Below are 19,297 nucleotides of genomic sequence, written 5' to 3'. Positions count from 1 at the left end.
GACTTACCGTTTCATCTTGGGATCAAGGGCATCGCGCAGACCATCACCCATCAGGTTGAAGGCAAGCACGGTGACAAGGATGCAAAGGCCGGGGAAGGTGATCACCCACCAGGCCGAACCCACGAATTCACGGGCTTCGGACAGCATGGTGCCCCATTCCGGCAGCGGCGGCTGTGCACCAAGGCCAAGGAAGCCAAGGGCAGCAGCGTCAAGGATCGCACTCGAAATACCAAGGGTGCCCTGAACAATCAGGGGCGCCATGCAGTTCGGAAGAATGTTCACAAACATCTGGCGCATATGTCCGGCACCGGCAATCTGCGATGCGATGACATATTCCTTGTTCAGTTCGGATACCACCGATGCACGGGTCAGACGCACATAATGCGGCAACTGGACGATCGCGATGGCCAGCATGGCGTTTTCAAGACCCGGGCCGAGGATGGCGACAATGGCAAGCGCCATGATCAGGCTGGGCAGGGCCAGCATGATGTCCATCAGGCGCATGATGCAAACTTCGACCCAGCCGCGGAAATAACCCGCAACCATGCCAAGGCAAATGCCCGAAATCATCGACAGGATCACAACGAACACGCCGATCGATACCGACAGCTGTGCACCATGGATCAGACGCGACAGGATATCGCGGCCAACCGCATCGGTTCCAAGCAGGTAACGCGGGTCTCCGCCTTCCATCCAGACCGGCGGTTTCAGGAACGCGGTGCGGTCCTGTGCAATCGGATCAAACGGTGCAATCCATTGGGCGGTCAGTGCCAGGAACAGGATGAAGGCAATGACCATCAATCCGACATAAGCACCACGGTTCTTACGGAAATAGTCCCAGGTTTCGCGCAGCGGGCTGGGCGGAGCACCAATCGGCTCTGCGACATTGGCTGCCGGGGCTGCGGACGGGGTGGTATTCTCGCTCATCTTTCGCAGTCCCCTTAGCGTTTATGACGAATACGGGGGTTAACAATCCCGTACAGAAGATCGACGATCAGGTTCACGCCCATAACCAGGAAGGCAATCATCAGAATGCCGCCCTGAATGGTCGGATAATCGCGACGGTTCATGGCTTCGATGATCCATTTGCCAATGCCCGGCCAGGAGAAGATCGTCTCGGTCAGGATCGCACCGGCCAGCAACACGCCGACCTGAAGGCCGATGACGGTGATAACCGGGATCAGGGCATTGCGCAGGGCGTGGACCATGATGACACGGATCGGTGCCAGACCTTTGGCACGGGCAACGCGGATATATTCTTCGCCGAGAACTTCAAGCATCGAAGAACGTGTCATACGCGCGATCACGGCCATCGGGATGGTGCCAAGCGCCACCGTTGGCAGGATCATATGGCGCAGCGCGCTGATAAAGGCACCTTTTTCATCACTGATCAGGGTATCGATCAGCATGAAGCCCGTGGTTGGCTGAATGTAGTACAGCACCGACAGACGCCCGGAAACGGGGGTCCAGCCAAGTGTTGTCGAAAAGAACATGATCAGAAGAAGCGCCCACCAGAAAATCGGCATCGAATACCCGGTCAGGGAAACTGACATGGTCAGATGGTCGATCCATTTTCCACGATGGATGGCAGCCAGCACACCGAGCGGCACACCCAGGATAACGGCAAACAGGATCCCCATGATGCTGAGTTCAACCGTTGCCGGGAACAAAGTCAGGAATTCTTCAATGACCGGCTTCTTGGTGACAAACGATTTGCCCAGATCACCCTGGAATACGCCCATCAGGTAATCGAAATACTGAACGATAATCGGTTGGTCGAAACCGTATTGTGCCTGAAGTTCTGCGTATCGTGCTGCATCAACACCACGTTCACCGGCCATCATCAGAATCGGGTCGCCGGGAATGAGGCGTATCAGGAAGAATACCAGAAGGGTGACACCGAAGAAGGTCGGGATGATGTCCCCCAAACGGCGAAACAGGAATCCTAGCATGCCATCGGGCCTTTTTGTGCATCCACGCGTGTTCTCGGCACGGGTGGACGTCTCTCTCTATTGCGGAATTGCAAAGAGGCCCGGAAGACCGGGCCTCTTCGACAAGGTTTTAGGTCGTCTTATTCTTTGATGTCGACGCCATAGAAGATGTGACCGCCAAACGGATCAATCTTGTAGTCAACGACTTCGTTACGGATCGGTTCGAAAACGATCGAGTGTGCGATGGTTGCCCACGGTGCTTCACGTTTGAAGACCAGCTGAGCTTCTTCGTACAGACGGGTACGCTCAAGAACGTCCGAGGTGGTTTTTGCCTGCTGGATCAGCTTGTCGAACTCTTCGTTGCACCACTGTGCACGGTTCGAGCCGCCAACTGCATCGCAGCCAAGCAGAACAGCAAGGAAGTTGTCGGGGTCGCCGTTATCACCGGTCCAACCGAGCATGAAGGTACCCTGTTCACCTTTTTTGGTGCGCTCAAGGTATTCGCCCCACTCGTAAGACACGATTTCGGCATCAACACCGATTTTCGCCCAGTCAGCCTGAATCAGCTCGGCCATACGGCGTGCGTTCGGGTTGTAAGGACGCTGAACCGGCATGGCCCAGATGTCGGTTTTGAAGCCTTCCGGGAAACCTGCTTCTGCAAGCATTGCTTTTGCAGCTTCCGGATCATACGGGTCATCAACGGTGTCGTTGTTGTAAGACCAGATGGTCGGCGGGATCGGGTTTTTGGCAGCAGCACCGGCACCCTGATAAACACCTTCGATGATGGCGTCTTTGTTGATCGCCATGTTCAGTGCTTTACGGACTTTCGGATTGGTGAACGGTTCTTTCTGGGTGTTGTAGCCCAGATAGCCAACGTTCAGACCTTCCTGGCTCATCAGGTTGATTGACGCGTCTGCATCCATCTCGGTCAGGTCAGCCGGGTTCGGGTACGGCATGACATGGCATTCGCCAGCTTTAAGCTTCTGGTAGCGAACGGTGCTGTCCGGGGTAATGGCAAAGATCAGGTTGTCGATTGCGGCTTTGCCTTCCCAATATTCCGGGAATGCCTTGTAACGGATGACCGCATCTTTTTGATACTGAATGCGCTGGAACGGACCGGTGCCGACCGGCTCAAGGTCAACCTGCTCCGGCGTGCCGGCTTCCATCATCTTGTCTGCATATTCAGCCGACAGAACGGATGCGAAATCCATTGCCATGTTGGCGATGAACGGTGCTTCCGGACGGTTCAGAACAAATTTAACGGTGTAATCGTCAACTTTGACGATGTCCTTGATCAGGTCCGGCATGGACATTGCGTTGAAGTACTCGTACGAGCCGCCGGAAACACCATGATACGGATGATTTTTGTCAAACTGACGCATGAAGGTGAAGATCACGTCATCAGCATTGAAATCACGGGTCGGGGTGAACAGGTCAGTCGTGTGGAACTTCACACCTTTACGCAGGTTAAAGGTATATTCCTGACCATCAGCCGAAACGTCCCAGCTGGTCGCAAGACCCGGAACGATGGTGGTGGTACCGCGTTTGAACTGTACCAAACGGTTGTAGATCTGACGCGAAGAAGCATCAAACGTGGTACCTGCGGTGTAAAGCGACGGGTTGAAGCCTTCCGGGCTACCTTCCGAGCAATATACCAGGGTTTTTGCCGAAGCGGCGGTCGGAGCAGCAAGTGCAGTGGCCGCAAGCAGGCCTGCACCAATCGCCACTTTGACGAAATTCGCTTTCATTAAATGCCTCCCTCAAGGCTGGTCCGTGCAAATCAAGGCGGCCTGCATGATCTTGTTCAGGTCATGTTTGACTTCGCCATATTGGAACGGACGGGGTTTACCCGATCCAACAGAAATTTATGTTGGCAATCGACGAGGGAAAATAATCAGGGTTTCTACGTATCGTCAACGCTTGCTGCGTGGTTCTACGTAGTTTGGACATGACATCTGAATGATGAATTTATGTCAAGTGTTTGTTATTTTTATGAAAATCACCCCAACATTTACGTATGGGAGATGTGCATTTTTTTCGGGGCTCGGACCGGCAAGGATGAATATCACGTCATTCAGATGTGCTTTTAAACGATTCATAATCCGTTGAATTTTAATGATTCGTTTGATTCGCAAGCCGGTCCGAAAGCCAGTTTACTACCCCAGGGTAGTATTCAGTTCGGTGATTTGCCCGATATCCGTGTTCCAGGCCGCAACAAAGCGATAGATATCCGCCCCGAGTGACGGCCACGGATGGAACATCACCCCGGCGTGCCGCAATTGCGAAGCCAGTTCGGGCGACAGTTTGACAAACAGTTCGTTGCCATCGGCCGGATGGGCCAGACTTGCACCACGCCCGATCAGGATGTTGCCAAGGGTCGCGGCGGCCTTGTTGGCATGCGCGGCATTCTTGAGCCACACGTCATTTTTGACATAGGCCAGAAGCTGGGTCGCCAGATAGCGATGTTTGGAATGCAAATGACCACTGCGTTTGCGGGCCTGCTCGACCCGATGTTTCAGGCTTGTGTCAAACAGCACAATGGCATCAACCGCCATTGCACCATTTTTGGTGGCGCCAAAACTGATGGCGTCCACGCCGGCTTTCCAGGTGATGTCTGCCGGGGAACAATCAAGATGGGCAACCGCATTGGCAAAACGTGCGCCATCCATGAACAGGCGCAGACCGTGTTTGCGGCACACATCGCCAATGGCCGCAACCTCGTCCGGGCGATAGACCGTGCCAAGTTCGGTGGCCTGGGTGATGGCAACGCATTCCGGGGTAACTGAATGCACCCCGCGATTGACCTGACCGGCAACAAAGCCGTCAAGGGCGTCTGCTTCAAGCTTGGCGGTCGGGCCGTCCATCGCAATCAGTTTTGCCCCGCCGGTGAAAAAGGCCACCCCGGTGCTTTCATCTTCGTTGATGTGGGCCTCGTGATGGCAAATGATGCCGCCATACGGGGACACAAGTGCCGACAGGCTGATGCAATTGGCCGCTGTGCCGGTCGCAACCGGGATGACGGCCACTTCCTTGTCAAACAATTCGGAAAAGGCATGGTCAAGTTGCTGACTGATGTCATCACCGCCATAGGCCGGGGCGTTGCTTTTGGCTTCTGCGCTCAGGGCTTCAAGGACTTCCGGGCAAAAGGGCGACACATTGTCTGAGGCAAAATTCATCTTCTATCTCGCAGTTATCTGGTGGCAGTCCGGTGAACCCTGATCGGGTGCAACCGGGCAGGCGGGCTTTGAATGCTTATCACACGGCGGGCGTTATTTTGGCAAACAGCGCGGATCAGGCAAGTGTGCGTGGCAGATCGCGGATGGCCTCAATCGGGCTGTTCCAGGCACAGACAAACCGATAGGCATCCGGGCCAATGGACCCCCACGGGCGGAATACCAGACCATTGTCGCCCAGACGTTTGGCAAGATCGTCATTCATATGCATGAACAGCTCGTTGCCTTGCGGCGGAAAGGCCGCAGTTGCACCAAGCTGTTCAAGGCTTTTTTGCAGTTCTTTGGCTGCTTCATTGGCGTGGCGGGCGTTGCGCAGCCAAAGATCATCTTCCAGATATGCCAGCAATTGCGCGGCAAGATAGCGGTGCTTTGAAAACAGGTGTCCGCCGCGTTTGCGGTTTTTTTCGGTGTGGCGGCGCAAAGCCGGGTCAAACAGCACAATCGCATCAACCGCCAATGCGCCATTCTTTGTCGCCCCGAAGCTCAGAACATCAACACCAGCCTTCCAGGTGATGTCGGCCGGATGACAATCAAGGGCTGCGACAGCGTTGGCAAAACGTGCACCATCCATGAAAAGACGGGTCTGATGTTTCTGGCAGACCTTGCCGATCGCCTGAATTTCCGAAACGTCATAAACCGTTCCGAATTCCGTACTTTGGGTGATGGCAACACATTCCGGATCAACCGAATGCATGCCATTGGAAATATGGGTGCTCAGATACCGGTCAAGGGTTTCGGCCTCGATCTTGGCGGACGGACCGTCAATGCCCAGAAGCTTGGCGCCATTGCCATAAAAGGCCACACCGGTTGATTCCGTCATATTGATATGGGCGTGATGGTGGCAAACGATCCCGCCAAACGGGGAAACAAGCCCGGATAATCCGATAAGATTGGCCGCCGTCCCGGTCGCCACCGGCACCACCGATACATCTGTGCCAAACAATCTGGAAAAGGCAGCATCAAGTTGCCTGCTTTTATCATCTGCGCCGTATGGAAGGGCGGCACTTTCGCTTTCGGCGGCGATCGCGTTCAATATTTCCGGACAGATTGGCGACACGTTATCAGACGAGAAATTCATCAGGGCCTCGTTACATTGGTGGGGCGCAAGGCAGGTGGCAATCAATCCGGTAGTGGCCTGTATTTTCCAGCCACCATCAAGACTGCCTGTTTTCATTCACAGTGTTGCGAAACCGGCCTTTTGGCAAGCCAGCTATTTGCTGGTTGCTACAAACACCCCGTTCCAGTCCGCTGGCGGCGGGCTTGTGCGGAATGTGGCAATGCGGTCGGCATACATGTCATACAGACCTGCAAGCGCGCCAATACCGCGTGATGCCTGACGACATTGCGCAATCAGGTTTTCGGCCTCTTGCCACTGTTGCTGGCGATAGGCTGCAAGCATGGATTTATGAAGTGCTGCACAGTTTCGGAATGCGTCGGTCTGGCACAGCTTGCCATCGCCAAGCAGTGCAAAGATGTGGACAGCTTCGCTTTTGCCTTTGACCGCAATCAAGTCAAGTTCAAGGGTGGCGAAATCGTTTTCCACCCGTTTGGCGACTTCTTCGCCTAGGACGATATCAACACCGTAATTTTTTGACTGGCCTTCAAGGCGCGACGCCAGATTGACCGCATCGCCCAGCACCGAATAATCAAACCGCTGATCGGATCCCATATTGCCGACCAGGCAATCCCCGCAATTGATCCCGATCCCGATATTCAGCGGCAGGAAAGGCTCATTGTCGCGTTTGGCTTCGGCAAGGCGTTCGGTATTGAGAACATCAAGTGCTTGTCGCATGGCAAGGGCACTGTCACACGCATGATGGGCGTGGTTTTCCACATCAAGCGGCGCATTCCAGAAGGCCATGATGCAGTCGCCCATATATTTGTCGATGGTGCCTTCGCGATCGAGAATGCATTTGGTCAAAGGTGTCAGTAGCCGGTTGATCAGGCGTGTCAATCCTTGCGGATTTGATTTGAAACCTTCGGAAATGGATGTAAATCCGCGGACATCACAAAACATCAATGTCATGTCGCGGGTTTCACCGCCCAGTTTCAGGCGTTCGGGATGGCGCGACAATTCATTGACCAGTGCCGGGGACAAATAGTTGCCAAATGCCGTGCGCACCTGGCGGCGTTCGCCTTCGGTCCGCATGAAGCCGATTGAACTGGTGGCAAGATACACTGCCAGCAAACTGACCAGCGGATAGACCGGATCAATCAGCAGCAGTTTGGCATCATATGCCCACCAGGAAATGCCAGCCGCACCGAATGCAAGGGTGCCGCCAATCACGGCTGGCCAGACCGCGCCAAGTCGCGGGACCGCAAACACAAAAAACAGACCGATCAAAAGCAGGGCAAGGCTTTCGCTTTCCGCGGCCCAATAGGGGCGGGTCAAAAAATGCCCAAGCAGCATCTGTTCAAGCATTTCGGCATGGACCTCGACACCGGGAAGAACCCGGTCAAGCGGGGTTGAGCGCAAATCAAGCAGCCCGGCTGCGCTGGTGCCGATCAGAACATATGTGTTGCGCAGGCTGTCGGCTGGCAGCTTGTCGGTCATGACATCAACGGCTGAAATGTAACGTTGGGGCTTATGACCGGTAAAATGCACCCACATATAACCGGCATAGTCGGTCGGGATGGTGACCGCGCCAACCCGGATGGCTTCGACCCCTTCGGACTGGGTCCAGCGGGCGCTGCCGCTTGCACCCGAAAGACGGACATTCATGGTTCGCGGGGCATCTTGCAGAACGCGCAGCATCTCCATCGACAGGGTCGGATAGATCGGCATGCCAATCGCAGGCAGGTCATAGTCAAGGGCGGCCAGCAACGGAACCCGCCGGACCACCCCATCCTGACCGGGTGAAACATTGACCAGGGCGTTGCCGCTTGCGGCTTCTTCTATGACATCAAGGTTCTTCGCAGCCCCGGGCAATACGGCGATGAAATCGGATAATTGACGCCCGGCTTCGCCGGAAACACTGAAATTGCCAATCTGGCGCGGCGGGGTTTCAAGCTTTTTGGTGCTAAGCTGAATGGCTGTGACGACCTGCCCCGTACCGCGGATGAATTTGGCAAATAGGCTGTCATGATCAGGAAGGCTTTCGGCCAGTGCCGTGATTTCGTCGATCTCACGACCCTTGGGCCAGTCCTTTACCACGCGCGCCGGCGACGTCCGGTCGGGTTCGGCAAAGACCACATCAAAGCCGACAACCCGTGCACCTGCCGAACGCAACCGATACACCAGCCCGGCAAGCCGGGTGCGCGGCCAGGGCCATTGGCCCAGTTCCTCAAGACTTTTTTCGTCGATATCAATGATGCGCACCCCGACATCTTCAAAAGGACGCGGTGCAATACGTTGATAGGTGTCAAAAACACTCATCCGCATCTGATCGACGAATGGAACATCCTGCCACCGCAAAAAGATGCAAGTCAGCAGGATGCCCAATGGAATCAGATAATGAAGAACGCGAAGCAGGCTGTTTTTGCTCAGGCGCATGTCTGGTCCTGTTTTCGTATTACAGCCTGCATCAGCCTAGTTCAGTGTCGCGCTGCCGTCCGTCCCCGAAGTGTAGGTCGTGGTCGACAAATTGAATTCGACATTATAGGCGTCCTTGAACGTGGCAGTCGCGCTACATCCGAGTGAGGAGCAGTTCGGATCGTACGAGAAATCCCCGCTTGCAAACTCAACATTGCCCGAGCTGCTGGTGTAATCAAGGGTCGTTGGATTGAAGCTGCCATCCAGAATACCAGCCTTGCCGGTCAGGCCCGATCCAGTCTGGGTGATGTTCGAAAACAGGACGGCAATTGTCCGGTTGGCGAAATCGACTGTCGAGCTGAAGCTGTAATCCACGTCTGCTCCGTCAATATTGATCGTACCGGTCGACACGGAACCACTGGTGATCTGGCGCAATGCATCGTAGGTGAACGGATCATTACTGCTGTTGTTATTATTGCTGCTGGCGGTATCAACATTACCAAGAATTGACGTGATCTCGGCTTGTGAACCCGATGCTGCTGTTGCACCAAGTTGCGCCATGGCCACTTCGATGCTGCCGGCCATGTTCGAGCCGGTCTGTGCATTTGCCTGTTGGGCTTGGCCGGCGGTCAGGCCGGTTTGTTGCGGGGATGCAGCATTTTGGGCGGTTGATGTGCCACTGCTGGTCCTGTCACTGTCATCATCGCTGCGCGATGCCGTGCGAACAAGGTTGGTCGAGAAGTCAAAACTCGCCGCACCAAGCGGGAAGCGTGATGGTTCTGTCACCACGTTGCTGCCAACAAACACTCCGAAATTTTCCCCGGTGATATTTTCACTGTTGCCATTCTGATCGGTCACGGCGAAGGCGCCCGGGCGCGATGTTGTGTCGTTGCGTGCAAGGCCGGGGCCCTGATTGACCGCCATAAAGATCTGCTGATTGGCGGTGTCGGGATCGGATGTATCAAAAGAACCCGGCAGAATTGCATTGGCCTGTTCGACGGAAACCGACCGGATCAGGCCGATGGTTCCCCGGATGCCGATTGAGCCGACCGGAAGGTTGATATCCATGCTCGACGGGTTATTTAGCGGAATTTTTCCGGTGACAAACCGCATGACACCGCGCGCCATATCGGCAACAATCCGTCCATCGCCCGTGGCCGGGTCATAGACAAACTCGTCAATGGCAACGTCGCTGTCCGGACCGATGGTGAAAACGGTTTCGTCAAGCAGCAGGATCTGCATTCCCGAATTGGGGGATGTGATGATCCGGTCGCCCAGATAGACCGGCATGCCGCTTTCGACAAGGATGCCGATTTCGCCTGTTACCTTGTTAAGTGTCACATCGCCGGTAACAGCGGCGGATACGCCTGCCATTTCAACGGTGACTTCGGCCCGGGCCGGTGCTGTTTGCATCAGGGGCAGGGCACAAACGGCACAAAGCGCAGCACCGCGCACAAGGCGTTTGAACCGGTGGTGAAGGGTGGTGGTCGCATTGTTCAGCATCACTAGAACTCCCATCGCCGGGTCAGATAAATCTGCGCCCTGGCATTGTGGTATTCATAGTTGGGAATGTTCGATTTAGTGTTCAGATATTCACCTGTGATCGACCAGTTGATTGGCGCCAGCAGGTCATAAATCTGATTTGCCGTATTACTATCCCCAAACAAATCCGATGGCAGTATTTGTGAAAGAGGCGCGCCATAGGTCAATCTTGTCCGTGCGCTGCGATCCATGCGGTGGCGGGGTGAATTGCCCGTCACCAGATAATCCGGATCGCGATACCGGTCGATCCCATAGCGGAAACTTCCACTTATGTAACTTCCCCCACCAAACAGATAAGCATGGATCAACTCGCCACTCAAGCTGTCATAGCTGTAATAGTTGCGCGCAGCCTCCTTTTTACCTGCAGAAAGGTTAAACGTGGTGCGGTTATTGGGTGTCCAGCTGTAATTCGTGCCCAGCCTGCTGCCATAACGTTGACCAGAATGAAGGCGCAATGCACTGGATTCACTCGTATTCTGAAAACGCTCATCAGCGTAGCTGACTTCGCCATTGAGGTTGAAAAACGGGCGCGGGTTCCAGTCAAGACGCAGCCGTCCTGAACGGGATGTCAGGTATTTTTCCTTGCTCAGCGATTGGACGGTCTGGTTGACACTTGGTGTCAGCATCCAGTAACCGCCACGCAGACGGGTTCCGACATCAACAGAAAATGAACCAAGATCAAGGGAATCAAGTCTGACCTGATCACTGCCATAACCGGTTACGCTGGCAAAGACTTCGTGCCCTTCCTGATAGCCAAGATCATAGCTGATGTCGTAACGCAGCGCCCCGATATAGGCGATGTCGTTTTGCGGTTTGTCACCACTTGCTGTGATGTTGATCAGGCTGCCAGTGGCCAACTGCTGTTTATCATTGGGGGCCGAGTTCCTGTTGCTATCGACTTGCGAACCCAGTGTGACAGTCAGTGCCTGACGAAGCCGTTGGCGCCGTCTTTCGATGGCATCAACATAGCTGTCGATGTTGGCGGCAACATCGGGCGAGATGTCCATTTGGCGCAAACGGTCAAACTGTGCGCGTGCCTCATCAAGACTATCAAGACGATACAGCACGATGGCGTAATAAAGCCGCACCGGCGCCAGATCCGGGTCAAGAACCAGAATGCGTTCAAGGGTTGCCGAAGCACCACGGACTTCACCGCGCGCCAATTGCGCCTTGGCCCAGCGGAAATTCAGAACAATGTCGTCAGGATTGGCAAGAATATCGGCATAGGTAATGTCGCCGCCATCGTCGGTGCGCAAAAGCAGGTTGGCACGTTCCGTGGCGTCTCGCAGGCGGTCAAAATCTTCCGAAAGCTGACGTGCTTCATCTGTGCGCACATCAACGCTTTGCTGGGCATTGGCACCGGAAACCCCCATTACCAGTGTGCCAATTACGGTTGCAATTGCAGAACCGTGCCGCCATCGGCTTGTCTTCAAGCTTTCCCCCAAAAGTTCTCGGATCGTGACGGCCGCCTCGACTTGATCATGACAATCAAGCCAGGTGGCAAACTTCAACCCTGACGCGTCAAAACCTTATTGATCTTCTTTAGACAGATTATGAACTATGACGGGCCGATGGAAGCCATTCAGGTGACCGGTGAGATTGGATTTGTCTGTATAGTTTTCTTATACTTGCAGATGCGGGAATTGGCGAAAACCCCTGCATCCGGATGAGTCTGGCCGGATTATCAGACAGCGGTCCCACCCACTGTCAGGCCATCAATGCGCAAGGTCGGCTGACCAACGCCAACCGGCACGCCCTGACCATCCTTGCCACAGGTGCCGATCCCGTTATCAAGCGCCATGTCATTGCCGATCATGGAAACCTTGGTCAGGCTGTCGGGGCCATTGCCGATCAGGGTCGCGCCCTTGACCGGTGCGGCAAGCTTGCCGTCTTCGATCAGGTAGGCTTCCGATGCGGAAAATACGAATTTGCCCGACGTGATGTCGACCTGACCACCGCCGAAATTCACGGCATAGATGCCTTTTTTGACGGATGCCAATACTTCTTCGGGTTCCTTGTCACCGCCCAGCATATAGGTGTTGGTCATGCGCGGCATCGGCGCATGGGCATAGGATTGGCGACGGCCGTTACCCGTTGATTTCACCCCGGTCAGACGCGCATTGAGGCGATCCTGCATGAAGCCTTTGAGGATACCGTCCTCGATCAAAACGGTGCGCTGGGTCGGGGTGCCCTCATCATCAATGGAAAGCGACCCGCGGCGATCATTTATGGTGCCGTCATCAACCACCGTGACACCCGGCGATGCAATGCGCTGACCAAGCAGCCCGGCAAAGGCCGATGTGCCCTTGCGGTTAAAATCACCCTCAAGCCCGTGACCGATGGCTTCGTGCAGCAGAATGCCCGGCCAGCCCGGGCCAAGCACCACGGTCATTTCACCCGCGGGCGCGGCAACGGAATCAAGGTTCACGACAGCCTGACGAAGCGATTCATCAACGGCCTTTTTCCAGGTTTTCTCATCAAAGAAACCGTCATAGCCGATCCGGCCGCCTTCGCCATGCGATCCGGTTTCCATGCGGTCGCCCTGTTTGACAACGACCGAGACATTGAAGCGTACCAGCGGGCGGATATCGCCAATGCGCTGGCCGCCCGAACGCCAGATCTGCACGGCCTGCCAGTTGCCGGAAATCGATGCGGAAACCTGAACAACGCGCGGATCACGGGACCGGGCATAGGCATCAATCTGGGCCAAAAGGTCAACCTTGGCCTCGAACGTTGCTTCGCCAAGCGGGTTCACATCGGAATAAAGCGACACATTGGTGCCGATTGATCCCAAATCGACCTTGCCCGAACGACCTGATCCGACCGCCTTGACGGTTTCGGCGGCACGCGCAACCGCATCATTGGACAATTCGTTGGAATGGGAAAAGGCCGTGGCTTCGTCGGCAACCGCACGCAGGCCAAAACCCTGGGCGGTATCGAAATTCGCACTGCGCAGGCGTCCGTCGTCCCAGACGAGGCTTTCGGACTGGCGATATTCCAGGAACAGTTCCCCGTCTTCGGCGGTACCCAGCGCGTCATTGACCTGTGATTCAAGCCGGTCACGATCAAGATCGCCCTTGGCGAAAAACAGATTATCAGTGGTGCGAAGATCGGTCATGGAACCTCCTTGGGGGCTGAAAATTTCAGCCTGGGCAATTTGACTTTCCCTTTGTGGCAATTGGCCGTGACGCCAGATGCCCCCGAAAGATGTCCGGGTATCCATCCGTGCCGGCCGGTGCCGTCAAAGGTACTTTTCGGTCAATGGTAAAGAACCATTGCCGTAGCGTTTTATATAGACCGCAAAGCACGATTATGAAAGCCCGCGGCACTGTTTGTTCAATATTGATCAGTTCTCGGAACGTAACCGGTATGCGGCATAGGTTGCCGTACCGACCAGAACCACCGCCCCGGCCTGATGGGCAACGCCAAGCGGAAGCCAGATGACACTGAGCAGGGTCGAAATACCAAGCGCAACCTGAAGGCAGGCCGCAGCCAGAACCAGATGCGTGGCAAAGCGCTGATCAGATGTCAGGTTCCATTTGCCCGCACGCCACCAGAAGACCAGAACCATGACAAAGGTCAGTTTCGCCAACCAGCGATGATCCCATTGCACAGTCATATGGTCCTCGAACGGGGCCAGCCAGACCGGATCAAACACATAAAGCCCGTCGGGGATCAGTTGCCCATCCATCAGCGGGAAGGTGTTAAAGGCATATCCGGCATCAAGCCCGGCAACAAAGCCGCCGGAAAGGGCGGTAAAGACAATAAGCCCCAAAAGCTGCCAGCTGCGCTTTGATGCATTTGTGGCAATCGAACGCGGTGCAAACTGTTGCAGCCCGACCCACAGAAGGGCGATGAAAATCACCAGTGCCAGCCCGAAATGTGCGGTCAGGCGATACTGGCTGACATCGGGGCGATCCACCAGGCCGCTCATCACCATGTACCAGCCCATCAGTCCCTGAAGACCACCAAGAATGAACAGCCCCCATAGTTTCCACTTGGTGGTTCCATCAATCGACTTTTTGGCAAGGAACCAGACGAACGGGATAAAGAACACAACCCCGATCAACCGTCCCCAAAGGCGATGGATGAATTCCAGCCAGAAGATCGATTTGAAATCTTCGACCGACATCCAGGCATTGATTTTCTGGAATTCGGGATACTGGCTGTATTGCTGATAAAGGGCGGTCCAGTCTGCTTCATTGAGCGGTGGGATAATGCCGGTGAACGGACGCCATTCAACGATTGAAAGTCCCGACTCTGTCAGGCGGGTCAGGCCACCGATCACCACCATGATAAAGACCATTGCCGCACATCCGAAAAGCCAGATGGCAACATTCTTGTGTGCAACAGGGGCGGTGGTCGGGTGATCGGACAGGGCAGGGGCAGCACTGCTTGGCATCGGGACGCTCTCTTGGTCGTTATTCTCAAGGGCACAGATGTGCCTGAATTTGGCCCAATATAGGGGCTTTTTCGAAAAATTGCAGGAAAAGCTTTACGGGCGCAGGTGCCCGTTCGGATCAAAAATCACCGTGCTTAATAAACACAAAATAAACTGTTGTATAAATATAAAACACATAAAAAATGTATTGAATATTTCCATTTCCACACCCATAGTCATGGACAACAAACAGAAACTACGTTTAGAGGATCGACGATGTTTCCCATCAATCTGGACCTTACGCGACTTTCGGTCGCTTTGGTTGGGAACGGTCAGGCAACCCTGAACCGTTTGCGCCAGTTTGACGGTGATGGGGCAAAATACGTCACCGTTTATTCAGAAAACCCGATACCCGAGCTGGTCGATCAGGCCGGTGATCGTCTGCATCGCTATTTGCCGAATTCGGCGGATGTCAATGCGGCATCGATCATGTTCATTGTCGACCTTGGCGAAGAAAAGGCAGCCGAACTTGCCGCCATTGCCAAGGCCGTCGGCACCATTGCCAATGTCGAAGACGTCAAAGAATACTGTGATTTTTTTTCGCCAGCGCGGGTACAGCGCGGTGACCTGATGATTACGGTATCGACCAACGGTCACAGCCCGCGACTTGCTGGCCGTATCCGTCGTGCGATTGAAACCTGGCTGGTGCCAACATGGGACAAGCGCCTGCGCGAATTGTCCGACCAGAGAGAGAAATGGAAAGCCAGCGGTGCCGATATGCAGACACTGCTGCAAAAGACCGACGAATATATCGATCGGCGGAGATGGTTGCCATGAATGTCATGCGTGAAGAAGATATTGTTTCTGGCGGCTCCATGTCCGTCGAAGAAGCAACCGATCGTGCCGCGCGCCTGCTCGACAAATATGGTCATTTGCAGGGCGTTTCGCTGATCGAACCGATGGTGCATGAAGAATTCCAGGGGCGCGTGACCATGACCTCGTCCTTCGGGACCGAGGCCGCGGCTTTGCTGGCGCTGGTTGCCGAGGTGGATCGTGATCTGCCGGTGATTTTCCTCGATACCCGCAAGCTGTTTGGTGAAACCCACAAATACCGGGAACAGCTTGTCGATCAGCTGGGCCTGACCAATATCCGGATCATGCGCCCGGACGAGGAAAAGCTTAAGGCCGAAGACCCCAACGGGATGCTGTTTGCCTCGGACACGGCGAAATGCTGCTACCTGCGCAAGGTTGAACCGCTTCAGCGTGCACTGGAAGGCTATGACGCCTGGCTGACCGGTCGCAAACGGTTCCATGGCGGGGAACGTGATGCCCTTCCGGTGATCGAACCGGCCGGCACGCGGATCAAGATCAACCCGCTGGCGGGCTACAAGCGCGAAGATATCGAAGATATCTTTGAACATCGTGCACTGCCGCGTCATCCGCTTCAGGCCGAAGGTTTCCTGTCGATTGGCTGCATGCCCTGCACGGACCGCGTTGATCCCAATTCAACCGATGTACGTGCCGGTCGCTGGGCCGGTCAGGACAAAACCGAATGCGGTATCCACTACATCATTTAGATGTGAAATTAAAGCGCAAACGGCTTATTTAAGGTTGAGTTCTGCTTGAAATGAATTACATTGGGTAGGCTTTCAGCGATTACTTAGGCTGGAAGGATGAAGGTTTGAAACGTCAAGTACTAATCGCCGGATAACGACGATTAATATCCTGACAATGATCTTTACGCTGTGATGCGTGTATATCATTAGATTACACCTCCATAGTAACATAACGAGTTTGTTGGCGTGCGTGCCTCGGCATAAAGATGAGTTTGTCACCCCAGAGCCAGATGGGCGCGCCAACCCGGCTCTGGGGTTTGCTCATTGTTTAAGCGAAAGCATTGGTATCGAAGAAAGAAATTTGCTCATTTTGATGAGCCTTTGAGCCCTGCGGCGGCAACTGCGTTTGTTTCTAATCCCGAAAACATTGCTAAGCACTCTTTCTATCCGTTTGTCGAATTTGTCATACTCAGTCGACGCTATCGGACTGAGAAATTGCCAGATGCTAGTGGGAAGAAAATTAAACGGCGTAAGAGCGTTTCTCCTAAGGAACGACCGATTAAACTTTCTTCGCACAAAGATGGATATGTTTACTCGTACTACGCTAGAAAACTCTCAGATCTCTACGAAAGTTACATTGAAGACAAGACGTTCTCCGAAGCTGTAATTGCTTATCGACCGAAGATGGGGACCAATTATTCTAATGCAGTAGAGGCTTTCCAATTTTTAGAAAGTACTGGTGGAGCCAAAGTTATAACTTTGGATATCTCTTCTTTCTTTGAAAATCTTGATCATAAGAAGTTAAAAGAAAAATGGCTGGAGGTTCTCGGTCTAGATAATTTGCCGCAGGATCACTATAAGATATTTAGATCTCTCACTAAATACAGCACAGTTAAAATCAAGGATGTTTGTAGTGAGTTTTCTCTTAAAGAACAGGATATTATTAAGGGAAAAATCACTCGCATTTGTTCGGCATCCGATTTTAGAACTCGCCTTAGAGCAAAAACTCCCAAACTTATAAAAGTACATTCTGACCTTTATGGTATTCCGCAAGGCTCCGCAATGTCTGCTGTGCTTTCCAATATCTATATGATTGATTTTGATAGGGAGGTTTACTCCCTCTGCAAACGTAATGGCATATTCTACAGGCGCTACTGCGATGATATCATCTTTATTCAACCGCTTGCAGATAGCTTGGATATATTAGAGGAAGCTCGTGAGTTGTTGAAAGCCAGTGGGCCAAATCTTTTGATCCATAGAGATAAGACAAAAGGACATATTTATGACGGGGAGCGAGTTTCTGGTGCGCCTGTTGAGTATTTAGGGCTCACTTTCGACGGTCAAAAAGTGCTTATTCGCAATGGCTCTCTTGCCAAGTTCCAGCGAAAGCTTCGGGTTGCGGTAGCATACCGAAAATCGCTGGCCAAAAGGCGTACGGGACCGTTCGCAGGTCAAGTATTCCTTCGAAGCCTCTATCGAAGGTATAGTTGGAAGCTCTCGAACTTATCTTTCCACGGCTACGCCAAAAGAGTGGACCGCTCGACGAAACTGAGTGCCGTCAAAAAGCAACTCAGAAAGTCTCAAATCCAGCTGGAAAAGCTACTAAAGTGACTAAATCGTAATGCCCTGAAGCTTGCGAAACAGGGTGACGGCATAACGGTCGGTCATGCCTGATATGTAATCCATTACCCGCATCAGGCGGCTGTAAAGATCGGGCGCCTCGGACAGTTTGCCCGACAGAAGCTTGTCAATCCGGTCCGCCTGGGGCGGCAAGCGCTTGCCATGATTTTTATGTTCGTCAATGTCGATGGCAGCACGGACAAAACTGTCGAGAAGACCGTTAATCACCTCAAACCCGGCCATCTCGATCGGCAGGACATGGGGCGCATTGTAAATCTTTTCGACCGCAAGTTTCTTGCAGGCCTTGGCATGGGGGCCAAGCGGGGTGTTGGCCAAAAGATCGCCTTCAAGTGTGCCGGCCAGAAGCGCGTCTTCATGTTCGATAAAGGCATCAACCGCGGCCTTGACCAGATTGCCGATGGCCTTGCCACGCAGGAACCCGATCCGGTCGTTTTCCGATTTCTCGGCATACCAGCCCTCGGCACGAAGGTCTTTCCAGCGTTGTTCGGCATCACCCTGATATTTTTCCGGATGGCGCGCAATCGGGGCAAGTGCACGTTCGACTTCCTCGAAACTGACACAGCCCAATTCCCAGCCATCTTCAAGATCAACCACCGAATAGCAAATATCGTCCGCCGCCTCGACAAGGTAAACCAGCGGATGGCGCCGCCATGCCCCGTCAAACCCGTCAAGCGGGCTCAGCCCGCAAACGCGCGCAATGGCAAAGGCGATATCGCGTTCCGCCTGATAATAGCCGGGCTTTTTAAGGCCGGTATATTCGCGGCGGCGGCTATCGGGGACCGACGTGCTGCGCGGATATTTGATGAAACTGCCAAGCGTGCCGTATGTCAGGTTAAGCCCGCCGTCAAAGCGCTTCATTTCAAGCTGGCTGATGATGCGCAAGCCTTGCGCATTGCCTTCGAAATGACGAAGGTCTTCAAGCTCCGGCCCGGAAAGACGCGATGTCAGCTCATCCTTGGCAAGGCGCGATGTGGTGAACCATTCATTGATGGCATCTTCGCCGGAATGGCCAAAGGGCGGGTTGCCGATATCATGGGCAAGACAGGCCGCCTGAACCATATAGCCGATATCGGCGACCGTGGTTTCCGATCCTTCGGGCAGGTTTTTGACGATATGCGCCCCGGCCATCAGGCCAAGTGACTGCCCGACCGACCCGACTTCAATCGTATGGGTCAGACGGGTATGGACATGGTCGTTATCGGAAAGTGGATGAACCTGTGTCTTGTTCTGAAGACGACGGAACGAGGAGGAAAAAATCACCCGATCCACATCGATCTGAAACGGGCTTCTGCCATCTGGCGTCGGATAGGGTGCGCCTTCGGGCAGACGGATTTTACCATCCCGAAATTCAAGCCGATGAGATGAAAGAAGGTTTTCCCAGCGCATTTTATCGCCAGACCCTTGCGCAGACGACGCCAATGTCATGGCGGTGCTACCCCTGTCCGTGTCGTATGTCTTGTGTTCCGACTGACTTTAACGGGCGAGGGAGTCCGGTGCAATCGGGCAAAGTGATTTCGCGCCGATTGCACCATATTTAAAGC

Annotated in this window: 14 protein-coding genes; 3 read left to right on the top strand and 11 right to left on the bottom strand. The window is 54.0% G+C overall.

Annotated features, from left to right (window positions below):
• Positions 1–3: 3 nt before the first annotated feature.
• The 10 genes from WA429_RS07075 to WA429_RS07030 all read right to left on the bottom strand — a co-directional run bounded on the left by WA429_RS07075 (position 4) and on the right by WA429_RS07030 (position 14,580).
• The gene (locus WA429_RS07075) at positions 4–927 is read right to left on the bottom strand and encodes an ABC transporter permease subunit (protein ID WP_068517236.1); all 924 of its coding nucleotides are present in this window, start codon (positions 925–927) and stop codon (positions 4–6) included.
• 14 nt (positions 928–941) lie between these two features.
• Positions 942–1,952 (bottom strand): ABC transporter permease subunit, encoded by a 1,011-nt coding sequence (locus tag WA429_RS07070; protein ID WP_068517235.1) that lies wholly within the window; start codon positions 1,950–1,952, stop codon positions 942–944.
• Between the two features lie 119 nt (positions 1,953–2,071).
• Complete coding sequence (locus WA429_RS07065) at positions 2,072–3,679, bottom strand: ABC transporter substrate-binding protein (RefSeq protein ID WP_101248133.1); 1,608 nt, start codon at positions 3,677–3,679, stop codon at positions 2,072–2,074.
• 408 nt (positions 3,680–4,087) lie between these two features.
• Entirely contained in the window at positions 4,088–5,107 is a 1,020-nt protein-coding gene (locus WA429_RS07060; RefSeq protein WP_287466581.1) for a threonine aldolase family protein, read from the bottom strand.
• Positions 5,108–5,222: 115 nt separating this feature from the next.
• Positions 5,223–6,338, bottom strand: a complete 1,116-nt coding sequence (locus WA429_RS07055) for a threonine aldolase family protein (RefSeq protein WP_287466582.1) — start codon at positions 6,336–6,338, stop codon at positions 5,223–5,225.
• A gap of 36 nt (positions 6,339–6,374) precedes the next feature.
• Positions 6,375–8,657 carry a CHASE2 domain-containing protein gene (locus WA429_RS07050; RefSeq protein WP_287466583.1) on the bottom strand — a complete coding sequence of 761 codons (2,283 nt, stop codon included), beginning with the start codon at positions 8,655–8,657 and terminating at the stop codon, positions 6,375–6,377.
• Positions 8,658–8,693: 36 nt separating this feature from the next.
• Complete coding sequence (locus WA429_RS07045) at positions 8,694–10,139, bottom strand: FecR family protein (protein WP_287466584.1); 1,446 nt, start codon at positions 10,137–10,139, stop codon at positions 8,694–8,696.
• A gap of 2 nt (positions 10,140–10,141) precedes the next feature.
• Complete coding sequence (locus WA429_RS07040) at positions 10,142–11,611, bottom strand: tetratricopeptide repeat protein (protein ID WP_287466585.1); 1,470 nt, start codon at positions 11,609–11,611, stop codon at positions 10,142–10,144.
• A gap of 251 nt (positions 11,612–11,862) precedes the next feature.
• Positions 11,863–13,296: a metalloprotease TldD gene (tldD, locus tag WA429_RS07035; protein WP_287466586.1), complete on the bottom strand. Its 1,434-nt coding sequence runs from the start codon at positions 13,294–13,296 to the stop codon at positions 11,863–11,865.
• Between the two features lie 228 nt (positions 13,297–13,524).
• Positions 13,525–14,580, bottom strand: a complete 1,056-nt coding sequence (locus WA429_RS07030) for a COX15/CtaA family protein (protein WP_287466587.1) — start codon at positions 14,578–14,580, stop codon at positions 13,525–13,527.
• Between the two features lie 255 nt (positions 14,581–14,835).
• Here WA429_RS07030 and WA429_RS07025 point away from each other — a divergent pair, with 255 nt between their 5' ends.
• From WA429_RS07025 to drt2, 3 genes are all read left to right on the top strand, one after another.
• Positions 14,836–15,396 carry a precorrin-2 dehydrogenase/sirohydrochlorin ferrochelatase family protein gene (locus tag WA429_RS07025; RefSeq protein WP_068517228.1) on the top strand — a complete coding sequence of 187 codons (561 nt, stop codon included), beginning with the start codon at positions 14,836–14,838 and terminating at the stop codon, positions 15,394–15,396.
• Complete coding sequence (locus WA429_RS07020) at positions 15,393–16,136, top strand: phosphoadenylyl-sulfate reductase (protein WP_101248184.1); 744 nt, start codon at positions 15,393–15,395, stop codon at positions 16,134–16,136. Before WA429_RS07025 ends, WA429_RS07020 begins: the two co-directional genes overlap by 4 nt.
• A 303-nt stretch (positions 16,137–16,439) precedes the next feature.
• Positions 16,440–17,726, top strand: a complete 1,287-nt coding sequence (gene drt2 / locus WA429_RS07015) for an antiviral reverse transcriptase Drt2 (protein ID WP_287466588.1) — start codon at positions 16,440–16,442, stop codon at positions 17,724–17,726.
• On the opposite strand, the gene WA429_RS07010 is transcribed toward drt2, so the two are convergent.
• Positions 17,727–19,181 carry a deoxyguanosinetriphosphate triphosphohydrolase gene (locus WA429_RS07010; RefSeq protein WP_228194363.1) on the bottom strand — a complete coding sequence of 485 codons (1,455 nt, stop codon included), beginning with the start codon at positions 19,179–19,181 and terminating at the stop codon, positions 17,727–17,729.
• Positions 19,182–19,297: the final 116 nt, after the last annotated feature.

Origin of the sequence: Thalassospira sp. CH_XMU1420-2 (assembly GCF_037029325.1) — a bacterium.
GTDB classification, from domain to species: Bacteria; Pseudomonadota; Alphaproteobacteria; order Rhodospirillales; family Thalassospiraceae; genus Thalassospira; species Thalassospira povalilytica.
This window is presented reverse-complemented; position numbering and strand designations above follow the sequence as displayed.

Excerpts from the sequence above, each read along its gene's own strand:
- WA429_RS07050 (WP_287466583.1), bottom strand. The coding sequence starts at position 8,657 with ATGCGCCTGAGCAAAAACAGCCTGCTTCGCGTTCTTCATTATCTGATT.
- WA429_RS07025 (WP_068517228.1), top strand. The coding sequence starts at position 14,836 with ATGTTTCCCATCAATCTGGACCTTACGCGACTTTCGGTCGCTTTGGTT.
- WA429_RS07065 (WP_101248133.1), bottom strand. The coding sequence starts at position 3,679 with ATGAAAGCGAATTTCGTCAAAGTGGCGATTGGTGCAGGCCTGCTTGCG.
- WA429_RS07020 (WP_101248184.1), top strand. The coding sequence starts at position 15,393 with ATGAATGTCATGCGTGAAGAAGATATTGTTTCTGGCGGCTCCATGTCC.
- WA429_RS07070 (WP_068517235.1), bottom strand. The coding sequence starts at position 1,952 with ATGCTAGGATTCCTGTTTCGCCGTTTGGGGGACATCATCCCGACCTTC.
- WA429_RS07045 (WP_287466584.1), bottom strand. The coding sequence starts at position 10,139 with ATGCTGAACAATGCGACCACCACCCTTCACCACCGGTTCAAACGCCTT.
- WA429_RS07055 (WP_287466582.1), bottom strand. The coding sequence starts at position 6,338 with ATGAAAACAGGCAGTCTTGATGGTGGCTGGAAAATACAGGCCACTACC.
- WA429_RS07030 (WP_287466587.1), bottom strand. The coding sequence starts at position 14,580 with ATGCCAAGCAGTGCTGCCCCTGCCCTGTCCGATCACCCGACCACCGCC.
- WA429_RS07075 (WP_068517236.1), bottom strand. The coding sequence starts at position 927 with ATGAGCGAGAATACCACCCCGTCCGCAGCCCCGGCAGCCAATGTCGCA.
- WA429_RS07010 (WP_228194363.1), bottom strand. The coding sequence starts at position 19,181 with ATGACATTGGCGTCGTCTGCGCAAGGGTCTGGCGATAAAATGCGCTGG.
- WA429_RS07060 (WP_287466581.1), bottom strand. The coding sequence starts at position 5,107 with ATGAATTTTGCCTCAGACAATGTGTCGCCCTTTTGCCCGGAAGTCCTT.
- tldD (WP_287466586.1), bottom strand. The coding sequence starts at position 13,296 with ATGACCGATCTTCGCACCACTGATAATCTGTTTTTCGCCAAGGGCGAT.